This is a genomic window from Snodgrassella alvi, assembly GCF_040741455.2.
In the GTDB taxonomy this organism is placed as follows: Bacteria; Pseudomonadota; Gammaproteobacteria; order Burkholderiales; family Neisseriaceae; genus Snodgrassella; species Snodgrassella alvi_E.
The window spans coordinates 2254285-2271624 of the sequence record NZ_CP160328.2 but is presented as its reverse complement, the minus strand read 5'-3'; the positions used below and the strand labels follow the sequence as shown (position 1 = coordinate 2271624).

The following is a 17340-nucleotide window of genomic DNA, read 5'->3' as shown; positions in this document are numbered from 1 at the left end:
GGAAAACTGTTTGCATGGGTAGTGTACTTTTTTTACAGGCCATCACCGTTATTTTTTCGTTGTCCATAGTCACAACGCTATTAAATAAACGGTTGTTTGATATGCCACAGGCCATCGGTGTGCCGATTGTTTCCGCAATTCTTGTATTCGCTCTGCAATGGGGTATGAATTTGTTCGGACGCAATCATTTTATTCATGTGGATATCCAGGCGTTGAAAGCTGCGGTTGGCCATATCAATTTTTATGATTTTCTGGTTAACGGTGTAATCTGTTTTATCCTGACTTCTTCTGCCCTCAAATTCAAGATTTCCGATTTAAAACGCTACTGGCGTCAGATATTAATTTTAGCCACTCTGGGTTTGCTGTTGTGTTCCGTACTGTTTGGCGGGCTGCTTTATGCTTTCCAGTTTCTGGTAGGAGATTATGTCCCGCTGCTCGTGCTGCTACTACTTGGTTCTGCCCTCGGTGCCACTGACCCTATCGGTATCAAGGGCGTACTGAGCTCAGTCCGCACACCTCGGCATCTGATGGTTAAGCTGGAAGGTGAATCTTTATTCAACGATGCAATGTGTATCGTGGTGTTTATGACCATTTTAACGCTGATTAACGGCCAGCATGTATCACCCATAGGTGTGATTGAGAATTTCTTCTATGAAATTATTGTAGCCGTGATTATCGGTTTTATCTTTGGTATCGGCGCATTACGCCTGCTACACGGTAAACATGAAAATGAATCACTGATTTTAGCCACTGCCCTGCTCGCTTCTGGTTCATATCTGGTAGCCTATTTTGCCCATGCTTCCGGCCCAATTGCCTGCGTGGTTGGTGGTCTGATTGTCGGTAATAAATGGCAGGAAGTATTGCAGAAAAAAGAAATAGATGATGTTAATAATTTCTGGCATGCGGTAGAAGGGATCATCAATTCTTTCCTATTTACCCTGATTGGTCTGGAACTTTTTATTGTAGACATGAGCAAAACGCTGGTTATCGGCGGTATTGTTGCATTCGTGTTACTACATCTGAGCCGCTTTATCGGCAATATTCTGGCCTTTATGCTGTTTCCTAAAGTGCATAAGAAAAGCTACCACGGCAGCCTGACCATTCTGTCATGGGGTGGTGTGCGCGGCGGTATTTCTCTGGCTTTGATTCTAGCCGTAGCCAATATGCCGGCATTGGCGAAATACAGTGATATTCTTGTTGGTTATACTTTTATCTGTGTATTGCTATCAGGTGTAGTATGTGGTCTGGGGTTACCGGAAGTATTGAATGCGTTTTATTACAATCCGGACGAGCCGAAAACCGGTTTTCGCGGCTGGTATCAGCGTCAGTGTCATCGTTTTAACCGCAGTGGTGTGATGTATACTATTGAAGATCGGTCTGATGGTTCAGAATATATTTCTGTTTATAATCCGATTGCTGTAGCTACCGCTGCTGCTGACCCGAGTGAAGAGATTGCTCTGACACCAGAAGAATTAAAACAGAAAGTAGACAAATTGGAAAATCCGGATAATTTTTAATCCGAATCTAAAAATGCCGGCTTGATTAAGCCGGCATTTTTATTAAGTGTTTATTAAGCCATGTAGGCCAAACTTTTTTTATTTTAATTGTGCTTCTATAAATTTTCGTACTGCTGCGGCATCGTTATCCATGATGGTAACACGCTGTGGTAAATCTTCCAGCCCAGCCAAATTATCTGGCCGCGGGATTTTGACATTATCACCTACGGCTTCATGGATGGTCTGGGCAAACTTAGCTGGCTGTGCTGTTTCTAGACAAACAATAATTTCACCAGCTTCGCGCAATTGCCGTGCAACTTTTACACCATCAGCAGTATGCGGATCTATTAGCTCGCCGTCTTCTGCATAAACTTGTGCAATAGTATGCAGACGGTCAGTATGTGTGCTTTTACCAGCAGCAAAGCCATACTGGTTGTGGATTTTGTCGAGCAATGGGCTTAGGTCAAACCCGCTGCCAGTGGCTACCTGTTGCCAGAGCTGCTGCACTTTAGCACCATCGTGGTCCAGCAAATCATATACAAAGCGTTCGAAATTGGAAGCTTTGGAAATATCCATCGAAGGGCTGGAGGTAACAAAAGTATGTGCTGCATCCCGCGGACGATAATGACCAGTATTGAAAAATTCGTTCAATACATCGTTTTCATTTGTGGCAACTATCAGACGGTGAATGGGCAGACCCATACTTCGCGCAATATGTCCGGCCAGTACATTTCCGAAATTACCGCTTGGTACACAAAATGATACTTTCTGCTCGTTACTGTTGGTGGCAGCAAAATAGCCTTTAAAATAATACACCACTTGCGCCACTATCCTGCCCCAGTTAATCGAATTAACCGTACTCAGATGGTAATTAGCCTTGAAAGCATGATCATTCTGTAAAGCTTTCACAATGTCCTGACAATCGTCGAACATACCTTTGATAGCGATATTGAATATATTGCCATCCTGCAAGCTGTACATTTGTGCACGCTGAAAATCGCTCATTTTGCCAAAGGGCGATAACATGAACACATTTACTCTGTCTTTACCCCTCAAGGCATATTCAGCTGCAGAACCAGTATCACCGCTGGTGGCGCCGATAATATTGAGATAACGGTTTTCACGTCCAAGCACATATTCAAAGAGATTGCCCAATAATTGCATGGCCATATCTTTAAAAGCTAGTGTAGGGCCGTTTGATAGCGCTTGAATATTGACACCGTCATGCAACGTTCTCAGAGGCGTAATTTCATCGCTACCAAATACATCTGCAGTATAGGTTTTGCTAATGATTGTCTGTAAATCCGCTTTCGGTATGTCAGTAGCAAATAAGCTGATGATTTGCAGAGCCAGTTCAGCATAGCTCAATGAGCGCCAGTCATGCAGAGTAAATGCATCGATATGTGGATAGCTTTGTGGCAGTAACAATCCACCATCATCAGCCAGCCCCGCCATTAATGCCTGACTAAAGCTTTTTGGTGCTGTCTGCCCTCTGGTACTAATGTATTTCATTGTTTCTCCTGTATGATTCTGAAATCATATCTGAACCATAGTTAATAACGCTGCATTCCGTAGCTGCATTTTTCAGCCTCTGATGCAATTAATACACTTACATTCTGCTGGCGATTTTGTGGATTGACCATTTTGATTACTTCTTCGATGCTGAACTTACGTTTGTTTTGCTCAGCAATACAACTACAATACTGTTTACTCACTCCAGAAAGGTCAATTGTACCGAGTCCACGGATAAGCAGTGGCTTACTCAGCTGAAGCTGACACTCATTATTAATCATGTAACCAGCTATGCCGGAGATCAGTCCGTATTCTGCTTTTTTATCATATTGAATACCGACCCCTATCACTACCACTACAAAAACCAGCAGAAACAATATTTTATTCATGAATTTTTGTCAGTTGCATTATAATCAAACCCGAATACAACCACCCTTTTTTAAGATATGTAATCACACGATTATACACGCAATGTAAAATCTGAATAGCGGGCAAACTTCATTCAATCAGGTACAATATCTTACACGAATTGCCGTGTACAGAATGACACGATATGGATTTATTTAATCAAAAACCTTTAGCCCCACTGGCAGAACAGTTACGTCCGCAGAATCTGGATGAAGTGATCGGCCAGCAACATCTGATTGGTGAGGGTAAACCATTACGGGTCGCAGTTGAAACTGGACATCTACATTCTATGCTGTTGTGGGGTCCTCCTGGCGTAGGTAAAACCACACTGGCACGCATTCTGGCACAGAGTTTCAATGCTCAGTTTATTCCATTGTCAGCGGTTTTTTCCGGTGTCAAGGAAATTCGTGCGGCGGTCGAAAAGGCGCAGCTGGCATTACAACATGGTCAGCGCACTATATTGTTTGTAGATGAAGTGCATCGCTTTAATAAATCTCAGCAGGATGCATTTTTACCCTATGTAGAAAACGGTCTTTTCACATTTATTGGCGCCACCACTGAAAACCCCTCTTTCGAAGTGAATCCAGCTCTTTTAAGCCGCTCACAGGTTTATACGCTGCATTCGCTCAGCATTGAAGAATTAAAACAGCTTCAGCAGAAAGTATTCAGTCTGCAGGCTTTCAAAACATTCAGTATTGATGAGGATGCTCAGACACTCATTCTCAATAGTGCCGACGGTGATGGTCGGCGTTTTCTAAATCTTCTGGAACAATTAATTCACACTGCACAGGCTCAGCAGCAAAGTGTTATCAGTGCAGCATTAACGGCCAGTAGTCTTGGCACACAGCTGCGTCGCTTCGATAAAGGTGGTGACAGCTTCTACGAACAGATTTCTGCTTTACATAAGTCTGTACGTGGTTCCCATCCTAATGCCGCTATTTACTGGTTTTCACGCATGCTCGATGGTGGCGCAGACCCGCGCTATCTGGCAAGGCGCATTATCCGTATGGCGTGGGAGGATATCGGGTTGGCAGATCCTCGGGCAATGCAAATAGCGAATGATGCAGCCCTCACTTATGAGCGTCTGGGCAGCCCCGAAGGCGAACTAGCTCTAGGGCAGGCTGTATTGTATCTAGCCTGTGCTGCCAAAAGTAATGCAGGATATATGGCTTATAATGAGGCACGTGCATTTGTTAAACAGCATCCATCCAGTGAAGTGCCTGTACATTTGCGCAATGCACCTACTAAGCTGATGAAAGAGCTGGGTTATGGCAGAGAATACCGTTATGCACACGATGAACCCAATGCTTATGCAGCTGGTGAAACTTATATGCCAGACGGTATGGAAGAACCGTCTTTTTATCAGCCAGTAGCACGCGGGCTGGAAATTAAAATCGCGGACAAGCTGGCATTTTTACATAATCTGGACGAAGAGGCCGGTCAGAATGCAAACAAATAAGCAATCACTTTGTACACTTGAAACCCAGCCATTTGGCTTGATAGATGGAGACAGCGCCACACTATGGACATTGTCCAATAGCAACGGCATGAAGGTATCGGTAATGGATTTTGGTGCCATTATTACTTCAATTGTAATACCAGACCGAGACGGCAATTCAGTAGAATGTGTACTGGGCTTTGATAATGCTGAAGACTATGCCAGCAATAGCTATCGTGCCAACAATCCGCATCTGGGAGCAGTAATCGGGCGACATGCTGGCCGTATCAGCCATGCGAAAGCAAAGCTAAATCAGGAATGGATTCAGTTGTCACCCAATCAGGGCGAGCATCACATGCATGGCGGATTTTGCGGCTTCGACCAGAAATGGTGGACAGTGCATACCACGCACACAGATGACGAATGCGCTTCCATCACGTTGCAATTATTCAGCGCCGATGGAGAAGAAGGCTATCCCGGCAATCTGAACGTTCAAGTTTGTTATACTCTGACAGCTAATAATGAGTTAAATGTTGATTTCAGCGCTGAAACAGATCGAGATACGTTGATTAATCTTACTCAACACAGTTATTTTAATCTAGCTTTGCGAGAAAATACTGTCAGCGAGCATCAGTTATGGTTGTTACCTATGGAAGTAATTGATACAGATGCAGATATGATGCCTACTGGTGAGGTTTCTAAGGCACCAGCAGCACTGGATTTCCATTCTGCCCGCCCTATTGGCAATAGTGTAATTGATACTGCCTATATCTTACCTCCTCATTCCAATCAAAGCATTGTAGCGAGTATTAGCGCGCCAGATACGGGACTTTCAATGGCGGTTAAAACTGATGCACCGGTAATGGTGGTTTATAACGCCCAGCATCTAACAAAACAACCGATACCGCAACGTAAAGCACTGCAACCATTTGCTGCCATCTGTTTTGAACCGCAGGGTTATACCGATGCAGCAAACCAGCCAGCTTTTCCCAATAATATTCTTCGGGCCGGGACTACATATAAACAGCATATCAGCTATATATTTAGCCGCAATCCTATCCAACCCATATGTAGTTAACCCTACTTAGACCTACAACTGCTGGATGAAGGCAAATTAAGGTGTAAAATCTTTGATTGCTAAACAGAGTAAATCCGGTTCGACTAAGGACCATATCGGTACATTGCTCGTGATAAAATGAATACGTCTTTTACCAACCCATATTGCTTAGCATGAAATGGAATGATATTCAGGCCATAGCATTCGATCTTGATGGTACGCTGGTCGATTCAATTGCCGATTTGTGTGCAGCGGCCAATCATATGCGTGCCGAAATGAATCTGGCACCCTTACCCGCAGAAGAACTCACCAGCTACGTAGGCGATGGTTTGTCTAGTCTGGTGCATCGGGCGCTCAGTGGAAGTAAAGACGGACAGGCTGATGAAGCTAGCTGGGCACAAGGTTTTACTGCATTTATTGCTTATTACCGTACTCATCTAAGTGTTCATACCCGTCCCTATCCTGAAGTTGAAACCGCACTAGCTCTATTTCGTAACAGAGGATTACCCTTAGCGGTAATTACTAATAAAAATGAAATTCTGGCAGTGGAATTATTGTGCGAACTGGGACTGGCCGATTCTTTTAGTTTAGTGGTAGGTGGTGACACACTGAGTGAAAAGAAACCCTCCCCTATGCCCTTATTGCACACAGCCGAAGTATTAGGTGTTGCTATTCAGAATTTATTAATGGTGGGTGATTCAGCAAATGACATTCTTGCAGCCAAAGCTGCCGGTGCCTTAAGCTGTGGCGTAACTTGGGGCTATGCCGATATGGGACTACTGGCACAAAACCCCGATACCAAACCAGATATCATTATTGACCATCTGCCTCAGATTGATGATGGCATGCGGCATCATGGCGATAGTGAAATCCGCGCATGAAACCAAAAATCAGCTTACGCGGCCGTGCCATTGCTATATTGGCACGGCAAGAAATCAGCCGTGCTGAGCTGACTCGTAAATTACGCCCGCATGTAGAAGAAAACGATGATATTGAATCTTTGCTAGATGAACTAGCCGAGCGGCACTGGCAATCTGATGCTCGCTATGCGGAAACCTACATCAACAGTAAAAGCCGTATACACGGCAATCTGCGATTACAGCAAAGCCTTAAACAAAAAGGAGTTAAAGCGGAGCTGATTGCCGATTATCTGCCAGACAAAGCGGAACAAATCAGTAATGCAGTCGCTGTTTTACAAAAAAAATATCGCCGGCCTCCATCTGATTTAAAAGAAAAGCACAAATATATGCATTTTCTAGCCTATCGTGGATTTAGCATGGATATTATCAATACAGCTATGCATCGTGCTTGGGAAGAGAGTATTCTTCCAGAGGAAGAGTTTTGGGAATAGCGTATAAAAGGCAATAAAAAAATTGATGGGTTTGATGAAAAAAGCTGAATTAGTTACGCGCTCAGTTTTTGGCAAATCGCGATAATTAAAAAGTCCGGTAATTGGCCGGACTTTTTAATTATTGACAGACTATATCAATGCAGACTGACATCTTCACGTTTCACTTTGTCATTACTGGTGCCGGTAGGTTTGGTTGACCAGTAACCTGCAAGAAACGAACCGGAAATATTATGCCACAGTGAGAATATTGCTCCGGGGATTGCAGCCATTGGCCCAAAGAAATTCGTGCCTAATACTGCAGCCAGACCTGAGTTCTGCATACCTACTTCCAGTGCAAGGGTACGACAAATGGATTTATCAAAACCAAACAGCCGTCCACCCCAATATCCACCAATCAGCCCCAAACCATTGTGCAGAATTACGCCAAATACAACAATAGCTGTTTCAATCCCTATTTTATCACTGCTCAGCGAAACTACCGTTGCCAATACAAGGATAATTACGCACATGGTAATCAATGGCAATGAGGGTACAATTTTTTTTACTTGCTGCGGGATAAAATAATTTATCCCCACTCCGATAGCAATCGGTAATGCCACAATAAGCAGAATTTCCTTGAGCATATTCACTACCGGTACAGCAATAGAAGCTGCAATGTACAATTTAGCCAGTAATGGCGTAGCAAAAATACCCACTACAGTAGACAGCGCACTGATAGTTACCGAGAGTGCAACGTCCCCTTTAGACAGAAATACCATAACGTTGGAGGCAGTACCACTGGCTACGCATCCTACCAGCACCATGCCTGCTTGCAATTCCGGCGACATGTTAAGCAATCTGGCTATCAGCCAAGCAGCCAGCGGCATAATCAGATAATGCAGGCCAATACCGGCCACGATTGGTGCCGGCCGTTTTAATACACGGGTAAAATCGGCTATTTTCAGCGTCATGCCCATGGAAAGCATTACCAGCATCAGCATTTCTGAAATATAAGGTTTCAGGGGTGCGAAAACAGCAGGATTCAGATAGGCGAAGATAGAACATAAGGCTGCCCACAGTGGGAACAGCCTTGTAATGATAGCAATCACGAGAATTTTCTCATGTAATAACAGTAATCAGCTTAGGCAGCCATTGCTTTGATTTTGGCAGCCAGACGGCTTTTATGACGTGCAGCCTTGTTTTTATGGAAAACACCTTTATCAGCAATGCGATCAATCACTTTAACGCTTTCGCTGTAAGTAACCTGAGCAGCGGCTTTATCACCAGCTTCAACAGCTTTCAATACTTTTTTAACCGCAGTGCGAAAAGCGGTACGCAAGCTTGCGTTGTGAGCACGTTGTTTTAGTGCCTGACGAGCGCGCTTACGAGATTGTGCACTATTGGCCATCAATATCTCCTAACATACATATACAAATCATGAAACGCCGAATTTTAATGACTTCGCAGCATAAATGCAAGTGCCCTTGTTGTTTTTTAGCTGGCTTCGGCTGGTGGCAAGTAATTAAGATTACTTAGCTTACTCGTGTTTTTCGTCCTTGATGATGGCATTTTCCGGCAGCTGGCGGAAGTAATCACTATGCCAGTATGCTTGTGTACCTTCACGTATCAGTACCAAGCATACGGCAGCCAGAGGCAGCGCCAGCAACATGCCTACAAAGCCCAGCAACTGCCCAAAAGCCATTAAGGAAAAAATTACCCAAAAAGGTGACAGTCCAATGCGGTCACCGACAATTTTCGGCGTAACGAAAAAACTTTCCAGAAACTGGCCAATTGCAAACACACCCCATACCATCAGTAGTCCTGTCCAGCCATTAAACTGCAATAAAGCTGCCAGCGTAGCCAGCAACAATCCGGTAAATGCACCCAGATACGGTACAAACACAAGCAAACCAGCCACCATGCCAATCGCAAATCCTGATTCTAGTCCTACCAGAGCGAGTCCCAAACCATATACCAGCCCCATAATGACCATCACTAATAATTCACCGCGCAGAAATTCACCCAGAACAGTATCCATATTAGTGGAAATGCGATTGTAGACCGGTAGAGCTCGACGAGGAATCAGGTGGCGGATACCGGCTGTCCAGCGGTTCCAGTCGAGTAGAAAGTAGTACAACAGGAATGGCAATAACAACAGATTGGTTATCCATTCCACCATGCCGCTGCCATGCTGCCATACCACTGGCAACACTTTCGAAGCAGCATCCTTAATGCTGGCATTGTGGGTTTGAATCCATTGACCAACATAGCGGGACATGTAATCAGCATCCCAGCGCAGGCGAATATGAAAAGTCTGATTCAGCCACGGAACCAGTTTATGATGAACCCAATTGAGAAAATCTGGCAGCTTTTCATAAATGCTGTCGAGCAGATTAATCAGCATTGGTATGACAATCAGTAACAATACCACGATTACACTCAGCCCTAGCAGCATCACGAGCATGGCTGCAATAGAGCGTGGGATCTTCAAACGGCGCAACTTTTCTACCAGCGGATTAAGAATATAGGCCAGAACCCCTGCTGCTACAAAAGGCATTAATATCGGTTTTAGTCCGATAAACAAACTGATGGTGCCCAGTAGTACTAGAGCGCCAATAATCCATGGAGTAACAGGAGAATGTTTTTTGCTGTTGATATTCATTAAATATACTCTTGCTGATTAAAAAAATAAGCTTGCAGCAATAATCTGGCAGTAATCTGCCTTTTATTATTCTAATAATAACTGAATAAATAACGTTCTGAAATAATTTATCTGCTGAGGTGATTATATCTGTAAATATTACGTAATGATAATTGAATAATCTATCTCATCGATTTCTATCTTCTCACTGCCCAATAAAAAAGCCAGCTGTTCGAACCAATTCGAACAGCTGGCTATAACAAGGCTTCAACAGCTTATTTTTTACGCTGTGTCGGTAAATCAGTACAGGTTCCCATGGCTACTTCAGCAGCCATGCCAATAGATTCACCAAGTGTTGGATGCGGATGAATGGTACGGCCGATATCGTCTGCATCACAACCCATTTCGATGGCCAGACAGATTTCACCAATCATGTCGCCGGCACTGGGGCCGACAATGGCACCACCAATAATCAATCCACTATCGGCATCGAAAATTAGTTTCGTCGCGCCCTCACTGCAACCATTGGCTACAGCTCTGCCAGAGGCAGCCCATGGAAACACTGCTTTAGTGATTTTGACACCATCTTTTTTAGCCTGATCTTCGGTTATACCTGCCCAGGCCACTTCTGGATTAGTATAGGCCACACCAGGAATTACCCGTGCGTCGAAATAAGCTTGATGACCGGCACAGTTTTCGGCAGCAACGTGACCTTCATGTACAGCTTTGTGCGCTAGCATTGGTTGGCCGACAATATCTCCAATTGCATAAATATGCGGAACATTAGTACGCATCTGTTTGTCTACATTGATAAAGCCACGGTCGGTAACCTCTACACCGGCATTTTCAGCACCAATCAGCTTACCATTCGGGGCACGGCCGGCAGCCACCAGTACCAGATCATAGCGTTGTGGTTCAGCTGGTGCTTTATCACCTTCAAAGGTTACATAAATACCGTCTTCCCTGGCTTCCACTGCTGTGGTTTTGGTGTTCAGCATAATATTATCGAAACGATGTTCGTTTTTCTTTTGCCAGATTCTAACCATATCACGGTCAGCGCCGAGCATCAGGCCACCCATCATTTCCACTACATCTAGGCGTGCACCGAGCGTACTGTAAACCGTGCCCATTTCTAGGCCAATGATACCGCCACCGATTATCAACATTTTTTCGGGCACAGATTTCAATGCCAGTGCACCGGTAGAATCGACAATGCGTGGATCCTCTGGAATAAACGGCAGATTCACCACACGACTGCCGGCTGCAATAATGGTGTTTTTGAAAGCCAGAGTAACTGTTTCGCCGGTTTCTGTTTTACCTTCGCCGGAAGTCAGTTTGACCTCAATGTGATGTGGATCGATATACCGGCCATTACCGCGGATAATATCGACTTTACGTGTTTTAGCCATACTGGCAAGACCACCTGTCATTCTGGCAACTACTTTTTCTTTGTAGCTGCGTAGCTGGTCTATATCGATTTTTGGAGCCGGATACTCAATACCATTGGCTTTAAGCTCTTTTACTTCGTCAATCACTGCAGCGTTGTGCAACAATGCTTTGGAAGGGATACAACCCACGTTCAAACACACACCGCCTAGCGTGGCATAACGCTCTACAACTGCTACTTTGAGGCCTTCGTCGGCCGCAGCAAAAGCTGCAGAATAACCACCAGGGCCACCGCCTAACACGACTACATCATATTCAGCATCACTGCTGCCGTTGTAAGTGGCCGCTTGCGAAGCTGCAACTGGAGCCGTTTCACTGGCCGGTGCCGCTGCTTTGGCTGTTGCAGCCGCAGCTTCTATTACAGCAATCACCCCACCCTCAGAAATTTTATCGCCTACTTTAACTTTAACTTCCTTTACCACGCCGGCTATTTCAGCCGGTACATCCATCGTGGCTTTGTCAGTTTCCAGTGTAATGAGGGTATCGTCTACCGCAATGGTATCGCCCGTTTTGATTTCTACCGCTATGATATCAACATTCTGATAATTGCCAATATCCGGTACTTTCAGTTCAATTAAGCTCATGATCTAACCTTTTCCAGACTGTTGTATGTTAAACAACAGTATGTGCCTGTATTTCATGTATTCAGGCTGCCGAAAACGTTTCGGTTTTCAGGCAGCCTCCGGAATTGAAGTTTTACAGAGTAACGCGGCGGAAATCAGCCAGCAGCTGGCTGATAAATACCAGAAAACGCATGCCGGCTGCGCCGTCAATCACACGATGGTCAAAAGATAGTGACAGCGGACACTGTAAGCGCGGTTCGAACTCCTTACCATTCCAGCTTGGTTTAATCTGCGATTTGCAAACGCCAAGAATCGCCACTTCAGGTGCGTTGATAATTGGCGTAAAGCCGGTGCCACCGATGCCACCTAGCGAAGAAATGGTGAAGCAGGCACCTTGCATTTCCTGTGGTTTGAGCTTGCCTTCACGTGCACGCTTACTCATGTCGGCAAGTTCCTGCGTGATTTCTTTGAGGCCTTTTTTATCAGCATTTTTGATAACTGGTACGACCAGACCATTCGGCGTATCAGCAGCAAAACCGATATTGATGTATTTTTTCAGTATCAGGTTATTGCCATCCAAAGATGAGTTGAATTCCGGAAATTCTTGCAAGGCTTTCACACAGGCCAGAATGATAAAAGCCAGCGGAGATACTTTCAGTCCTGCGCGCTCCCATTCTTTATTCAGTTGCTTGCGGAATGTTTCCAGTTCGGTCATGTCTGCATCTTCTTGCAGGGTGACATGCGGAATCATTACCCAATTGCGCGCCAGATTCTGACCAGATATTTTCTTGATACGGGACAGCTCTTTGACTTCGATTTCACCAAATTGACTAAAATCTACTTTCGGCCATGGCAATAAATCCAAACCACCACCCAGAGCAGTGCCAGCACCACCATGCTCGACTTTCTGCATGACTTCTTTGACAAAATTGCGCAAATCAAGCGGAGTAATGCGTCCTTTGCGACCGCTGCCACTTACTCGACCTAAATCTACGCCCAGCTCACGCGCCAGTTTGCGCACAGAGGGGCTTGCATGGGCTTTTTCAAACCCTTTTTCGTCGATATCAGAGCTGCCAAATGCTTGAGAAACATGGCTCTTAATTTCGGCACGCAATTCATTGTTTTCTGCTGACGGCGTAGCTGCAACCTGTTTTTTGATTTCCGCAGCTTGTTTCTGATCCTGCGTAGCCGATTCAGCAGCAGGAGCAGAAACGGCGGCTACTTCAATGAGTGCACTGCCTTCTGATACTTTGTCACCCACCTTCACATGTACAGCGGTTACTTTTCCGGCCACTGTAGATGGGACATCCATGGTGGCTTTGTCAGTTTCGAGTGTAACCAGTGTCTGGTCTACTGCGACTTCATCACCTACTTTGATGTCTACTTCTATAACATCTACATTAGAAAAGTTACCGATATCAGGTACATTTACGGCTACCGGCTTGGCTGCGGCAGCTGCCGGTACTGTAGCTGCAGCTTTGGCCGGAGCTTCAGCCGTTTGCGTTGTAGTGGCTGCATCAGCAGCTTCTACTTTGACAATCACACTGCCTTCTGAAACTTTATCCCCCACTTTGACCAATACTTCTTTTACCACTCCTGCGTGGTCAGCCGGTACGTCCATGGTGGCTTTATCGGTTTCAAGTGTAATCAAAGTATCGTCTACGGCAATTTTATCGCCCACTTTTACAGCCACGTCAATGACATCGACACCGGTATAATTACCGATATCCGGTACTTTTATTTCTACAATCTGACTCATCATTATGTCCTTTGGTGACAGCAGGCTGTTGCCTGCGTCCGACAATCGTTAGCTTATACAGCCAACAAAACCTGCCTGAAACCCAAGAGGATTCAGGCAGTCGGTTCATTAGCGTGTCCAGCTCGGTTCTACATCAGCCTTGATACCATATTTGTTGATGGCATCCTGAACAACCTGTTTGCTGATTTTACCTTCATCAGCTAAGCCATTCAGAGCAGCCACCGCTACGTGGTAACGGTTGATTTCAAAGAACTCACGCAAATTGTCACGAGAATCACTGCGGCCGAAGCCATCTGTACCCAACACAGTAAATACGTCTTGTGGGACGTAAGCGCGGATACGGTCGGCAAAGTGACGTACATAATCAGTAGAGGCCACCACCGGTCCTTCATGGCCAGACAGCAGTTGAGTAACGTAAGGTACTTTCTGTGTATCTGTTGGATGCAGACGGTTGTAACGTTCGATATTGATACCATCACGGTATAGTTCATTAAACGAAGTCACGCTCCAAACATTAGCTTCTACGTCAAAGTCCTGTTTCAGTAATTCTGCTGCAGCTATCACCTCTTGCAAAATTACGCCGGAACCCATCAGCTGCACTTTTAGTTTGCCGCCTTTAGCTTCCTGCAACAAATACATACCGTTCAGAATCTGCTGTTCTATACCTTCACGCTGTGGCATGGCCGGATGTTTGTAGTTCTGGTTCATCAGAGTGATGTAATAGAAAACATCTTCACGGTCTACATACATGCGCTGCATACCATGCTGAATAATTACAGCTACTTCATAAGAGAATGAAGGATCATATGAGATGCAGTTTGGTATCAGTTCTGCTTGAATATGACTGTGGCCATCCTGATGCTGCAAACCTTCACCGTTTAGAGTAGTACGGCCGGCGGTACCACCCAGCATAAAGCCACGGGCTCGTTGATCCCCAGCAGCCCACGCCAGATCACCAATTCGCTGAAAACCGAACATTGAGTAATAGATATAGAATGGAATCAGTGGATAATCGTTGTTTGAATAGCTAGTAGCAGCTGCTATCCATGAACTCATGGCGCCTGGTTCGTTAATACCTTCTTGAAAAATCTGACCGTTTTTAGATTCTTTATAGAACATGAGCTGGTCATGATCCTGCGGAGTATAAATCTGTCCTTTGGGATTCCAGATAGCATACTGACGGAACAAACCTTCCATACCAAAAGTACGGCTTTCATCCGGCACGATCGGCACTACGCGTTTACCAATGTTTTTGTCTTTCAACAATGTGCTCAAGATACGCACAAACGCCATAGTCGTAGAAAATTCTCGGTCGCCACTATCTTGTAGTTGTGCGGCAAATTCGCTCAGTGGCGGAATTGGCAGCTTTTCAGAATCGGGGTGACGATATGGTAAGAAGCCACCGAGCTGAGCACGGCGCTCTTTCATATATTGCATTTCTTCGCTGTCTTCCGGTAAGCGGAAGAATGGCAGAGTGTGTTCCATCTCTTCATCGGTAACCGGAATTTCGAATCGGTCACGGAACTGTTTCAGCGATTTCATGTCCATTTTCTTGGCCTGATGGGCTGTATTTTGCGCTTCGCCAGAAGCACCCATGCCATAGCCTTTAATGGTTTTAGCCAGAATCACGGTCGGACGTCCATCTGGATTGTTCACGGCTTCGTAGTAAGCTGCATAAACTTTATGCGGGTCATGGCCGCCACGATTCAGAGACCAAATTTCATCGTCTGACATGTTGGCCACCATGGCTTTCAGCTCAGGCGTATTGAAAAAATGCTCCCTTACATAGGCACCATTCTGAGATTTATACATCTGATAATCGCCGTCTACACATTCTTCCATGCGTTGTTTCAGCAGATTGTCTTTGTCCTGAGCCAGCAGTGCATCCCAGCGGCTGCCCCAGATTACTTTCAATACGTTCCAGCCAGCACCGCGGAAGTTGCCTTCCAATTCCTGAATAATTTTACCGTTACCACGTACCGGACCATCCAGACGCTGTAAATTACAATTCACTACGAAAATCAAATTATCCAGACCATCACGGGCTGCCAGTGCAATCGCACCCTGACTTTCAGGCTCATCCATTTCGCCGTCGCCACAGAATACCCACACTTTACGACCCTGTGTTTTGGCCAGACCACGGGATTCGAGATATTTCAGCAGGCGAGCTTGATAGATACCCTGTATTGGACCAAGTCCCATAGATACGGTTGGAAACTGCCAGAAATCAGGCATCAGCCAAGGATGTGGGTAAGAAGATAGGCCGTGGCCATGAACTTCCTGCCGGAAATTTTGCATCTGCTCTTCAGTTAACCGACCTTCTACAAAAGCTCTGGCGTAGAAACCGGGAGCACTGTGTCCCTGGAAAAATACAAGGTCGCCTTCTTGATTTTCTGTTTTACCATGCCAAAAATGATTAAAACCGACATCATACAAAGTAGCACAGGATTGGAAGCTGGCTATGTGGCCGCCCAATTCGAGATTTTTTTTGCTAGCGTTCAATACCAGTGCCGCTGCATTCCAGCGTACCAATGATCGAATACGATGTTCTAATTCATGATTACCCGGTGATTTTTTTTCTTTACCAACAGGAATAGTGTTGAGATAGGCGGTGGTGGCTGAAAATGGCATGTAGATGCCACGGCGGCGTATATAGCGCACTAAGCTTTCCATTAAATAATGTGCGCGCTCAGGCCCCTCTTCTTTTAATACTGAACTGAGCGAATCCAACCATTCCTGGGTTTCAATCGGATCGATATCTTGATCATGGAAGTCAGCAGACATAGCAATATCCTCTTTCATATGGGATTGAGTCATGAACAAAACACTTTATGTTGTTGCTATTTCATCTATTTATTTTCTTTTTATCATCAATTACTTTAATTGCTTTACCAAATTGATAAGAAAAAATACATATAAATTCAAACAACTTACAATAATTCAGCATAATCCAAACTGGATAAAAGCATACATTATTGTGATGCAACATACTGTATTTTCGCTTAAATCGTACCAGTGTAACAGGCAATCGGCAATGTCTTTTTACACCAATTTTCTGATTTAAAACAACCAAACATATGTTCACAAATTAGTATATATCAGCCTTTTAGTCTGTAGATTAAAGGACAAAAAAGGGTAATTCATTGGCGCATAAAGTAAATGAAAGAGGGATATAACCTTTAAAATGTTATGAGCATTAACATAAATCATTTATATTTGAATGATTTTAAAAACACAACGCTAAACAAAAAAAAATTATTCTATTAAGCTTAATTTTACACAGACCATTATGAATACAAATATTTTATATTCATTAATAACATATACATAATAAAACGTTTTTTAGATTACAGAATAAATCCTTCAGATCCACTGAAAAAATTTTCTGTATCTTTGTTTTTCTTATTTCTATTTAAATTTATTTTTATGTCGGCGCCTTATTCACATCGAGTTGTTAATTTGAAGATACGGGGCTGATTTTAGTCAGCATCGGTAAGCCCAATACTACATTGAGAAACTATAAAATACGGATTACATAAATCTGTAAGAAGGTATGCAGGTTTGATTTTGTTATCTGAAATTTCCTAAACCATGTTTATTCAGCTACTGCGAAAACCATGATAGTTAGGTACTTTAAACTTTAACCGTTTGTCCCCAAGTTTGGATACAATGCTAATTTGAAAATCTAAA

13 protein-coding genes are annotated in these 17340 nt (G+C 44.3%); 5 read left to right on the top strand and 8 right to left on the bottom strand.

Annotated features, from left to right (window positions below):
* The first annotated feature begins 14 nt into the window (after positions 1–14).
* Positions 15–1517 (top strand): sodium:proton antiporter, encoded by a 1503-nt coding sequence (locus tag ABU615_RS10110; RefSeq protein WP_267390080.1) that lies wholly within the window; start codon positions 15–17, stop codon positions 1515–1517.
* Between the two features lie 78 nt (positions 1518–1595).
* Here the strand turns inward: ABU615_RS10110 and thrC are convergent, their stop codons facing one another.
* Together thrC and ABU615_RS10100 are read right to left on the bottom strand one after the other, a co-directional pair.
* Positions 1596–3008 carry a threonine synthase gene (gene thrC, locus ABU615_RS10105; protein ID WP_370388950.1) on the bottom strand — a complete coding sequence of 471 codons (1413 nt, stop codon included), beginning with the start codon at positions 3006–3008 and terminating at the stop codon, positions 1596–1598.
* Between the two features lie 41 nt (positions 3009–3049).
* A complete protein-coding gene (locus tag ABU615_RS10100) occupies positions 3050–3397 on the bottom strand; it encodes a hypothetical protein (protein ID WP_267390078.1) in 348 nt (115 codons plus the stop codon).
* A gap of 164 nt (positions 3398–3561) precedes the next feature.
* Between ABU615_RS10100 and ABU615_RS10095 the strand changes: the two genes are divergently transcribed.
* The 4 genes from ABU615_RS10095 to recX all read left to right on the top strand — a co-directional run bounded on the left by ABU615_RS10095 (position 3562) and on the right by recX (position 7262).
* Positions 3562–4875 (top strand): replication-associated recombination protein A, encoded by a 1314-nt coding sequence (locus tag ABU615_RS10095; protein ID WP_100139942.1) that lies wholly within the window; start codon positions 3562–3564, stop codon positions 4873–4875.
* Positions 4862–5932, top strand: a complete 1071-nt coding sequence (locus tag ABU615_RS10090; RefSeq protein WP_367430785.1) for an aldose epimerase family protein — start codon at positions 4862–4864, stop codon at positions 5930–5932. Before ABU615_RS10095 ends, ABU615_RS10090 begins: the two co-directional genes overlap by 14 nt.
* A gap of 152 nt (positions 5933–6084) precedes the next feature.
* The gene (locus ABU615_RS10085) at positions 6085–6792 is read left to right on the top strand and encodes a phosphoglycolate phosphatase (RefSeq protein ID WP_100139940.1); all 708 of its coding nucleotides are present in this window, start codon (positions 6085–6087) and stop codon (positions 6790–6792) included.
* Positions 6789–7262, top strand: coding sequence for a recombination regulator RecX (gene recX, locus ABU615_RS10080; RefSeq protein WP_367428384.1), 474 nt, complete (start codon positions 6789–6791; stop codon positions 7260–7262). The genes ABU615_RS10085 and recX overlap by 4 nt, the downstream gene beginning before the upstream one ends.
* 134 nt (positions 7263–7396) lie before the next feature.
* Here recX and ABU615_RS10075 read toward each other — a convergent pair whose 3' ends face one another.
* The 6 genes from ABU615_RS10075 to aceE form a co-directional block, all read right to left on the bottom strand.
* Positions 7397–8350 carry a bile acid:sodium symporter family protein gene (locus ABU615_RS10075; RefSeq protein WP_267390074.1) on the bottom strand — a complete coding sequence of 318 codons (954 nt, stop codon included), beginning with the start codon at positions 8348–8350 and terminating at the stop codon, positions 7397–7399.
* Positions 8351–8382: 32 nt separating this feature from the next.
* Entirely contained in the window at positions 8383–8649 is a 267-nt protein-coding gene (rpsT, locus tag ABU615_RS10070; RefSeq protein WP_025330392.1) for a 30S ribosomal protein S20, read from the bottom strand.
* A gap of 129 nt (positions 8650–8778) precedes the next feature.
* Positions 8779–9897, bottom strand: a complete 1119-nt coding sequence (locus ABU615_RS10065) for an AI-2E family transporter (RefSeq protein WP_370389361.1) — start codon at positions 9895–9897, stop codon at positions 8779–8781.
* Positions 9898–10157: 260 nt separating this feature from the next.
* Positions 10158–11912 carry a dihydrolipoyl dehydrogenase gene (gene lpdA / locus ABU615_RS10060; RefSeq protein ID WP_370388949.1) on the bottom strand — a complete coding sequence of 585 codons (1755 nt, stop codon included), beginning with the start codon at positions 11910–11912 and terminating at the stop codon, positions 10158–10160.
* A 112-nt stretch (positions 11913–12024) separates the two neighbouring features.
* Complete coding sequence (aceF, locus tag ABU615_RS10055; RefSeq protein ID WP_369608979.1) at positions 12025–13650, bottom strand: dihydrolipoyllysine-residue acetyltransferase; 1626 nt, start codon at positions 13648–13650, stop codon at positions 12025–12027.
* Positions 13651–13758: 108 nt separating this feature from the next.
* The gene (gene aceE / locus ABU615_RS10050) at positions 13759–16467 is read right to left on the bottom strand and encodes a pyruvate dehydrogenase (acetyl-transferring), homodimeric type (protein WP_370387913.1); all 2709 of its coding nucleotides are present in this window, start codon (positions 16465–16467) and stop codon (positions 13759–13761) included.
* Positions 16468–17340: the final 873 nt, after the last annotated feature.

What these genes read in the sequence shown, in the direction of transcription:
- ABU615_RS10110 (WP_267390080.1), top strand. Translation starts at nt 15, where the DNA reads ATGGGTAGTGTACTTTTTTTACAGGCCATCACCGTTATTTTTTCGTTG.
- thrC (WP_370388950.1), bottom strand. Translation starts at nt 3,008, where the DNA reads ATGAAATACATTAGTACCAGAGGGCAGACAGCACCAAAAAGCTTTAGT.
- ABU615_RS10100 (WP_267390078.1), bottom strand. Translation starts at nt 3,397, where the DNA reads ATGAATAAAATATTGTTTCTGCTGGTTTTTGTAGTGGTAGTGATAGGG.
- ABU615_RS10095 (WP_100139942.1), top strand. Translation starts at nt 3,562, where the DNA reads ATGGATTTATTTAATCAAAAACCTTTAGCCCCACTGGCAGAACAGTTA.
- ABU615_RS10090 (WP_367430785.1), top strand. Translation starts at nt 4,862, where the DNA reads ATGCAAACAAATAAGCAATCACTTTGTACACTTGAAACCCAGCCATTT.
- ABU615_RS10085 (WP_100139940.1), top strand. Translation starts at nt 6,085, where the DNA reads ATGAAATGGAATGATATTCAGGCCATAGCATTCGATCTTGATGGTACG.
- recX (WP_367428384.1), top strand. Translation starts at nt 6,789, where the DNA reads ATGAAACCAAAAATCAGCTTACGCGGCCGTGCCATTGCTATATTGGCA.
- rpsT (WP_025330392.1), bottom strand. Translation starts at nt 8,649, where the DNA reads ATGGCCAATAGTGCACAATCTCGTAAGCGCGCTCGTCAGGCACTAAAA.
- lpdA (WP_370388949.1), bottom strand. Translation starts at nt 11,912, where the DNA reads ATGAGCTTAATTGAACTGAAAGTACCGGATATTGGCAATTATCAGAAT.
- aceF (WP_369608979.1), bottom strand. Translation starts at nt 13,650, where the DNA reads ATGAGTCAGATTGTAGAAATAAAAGTACCGGATATCGGTAATTATACC.
- aceE (WP_370387913.1), bottom strand. Translation starts at nt 16,467, where the DNA reads ATGACTCAATCCCATATGAAAGAGGATATTGCTATGTCTGCTGACTTC.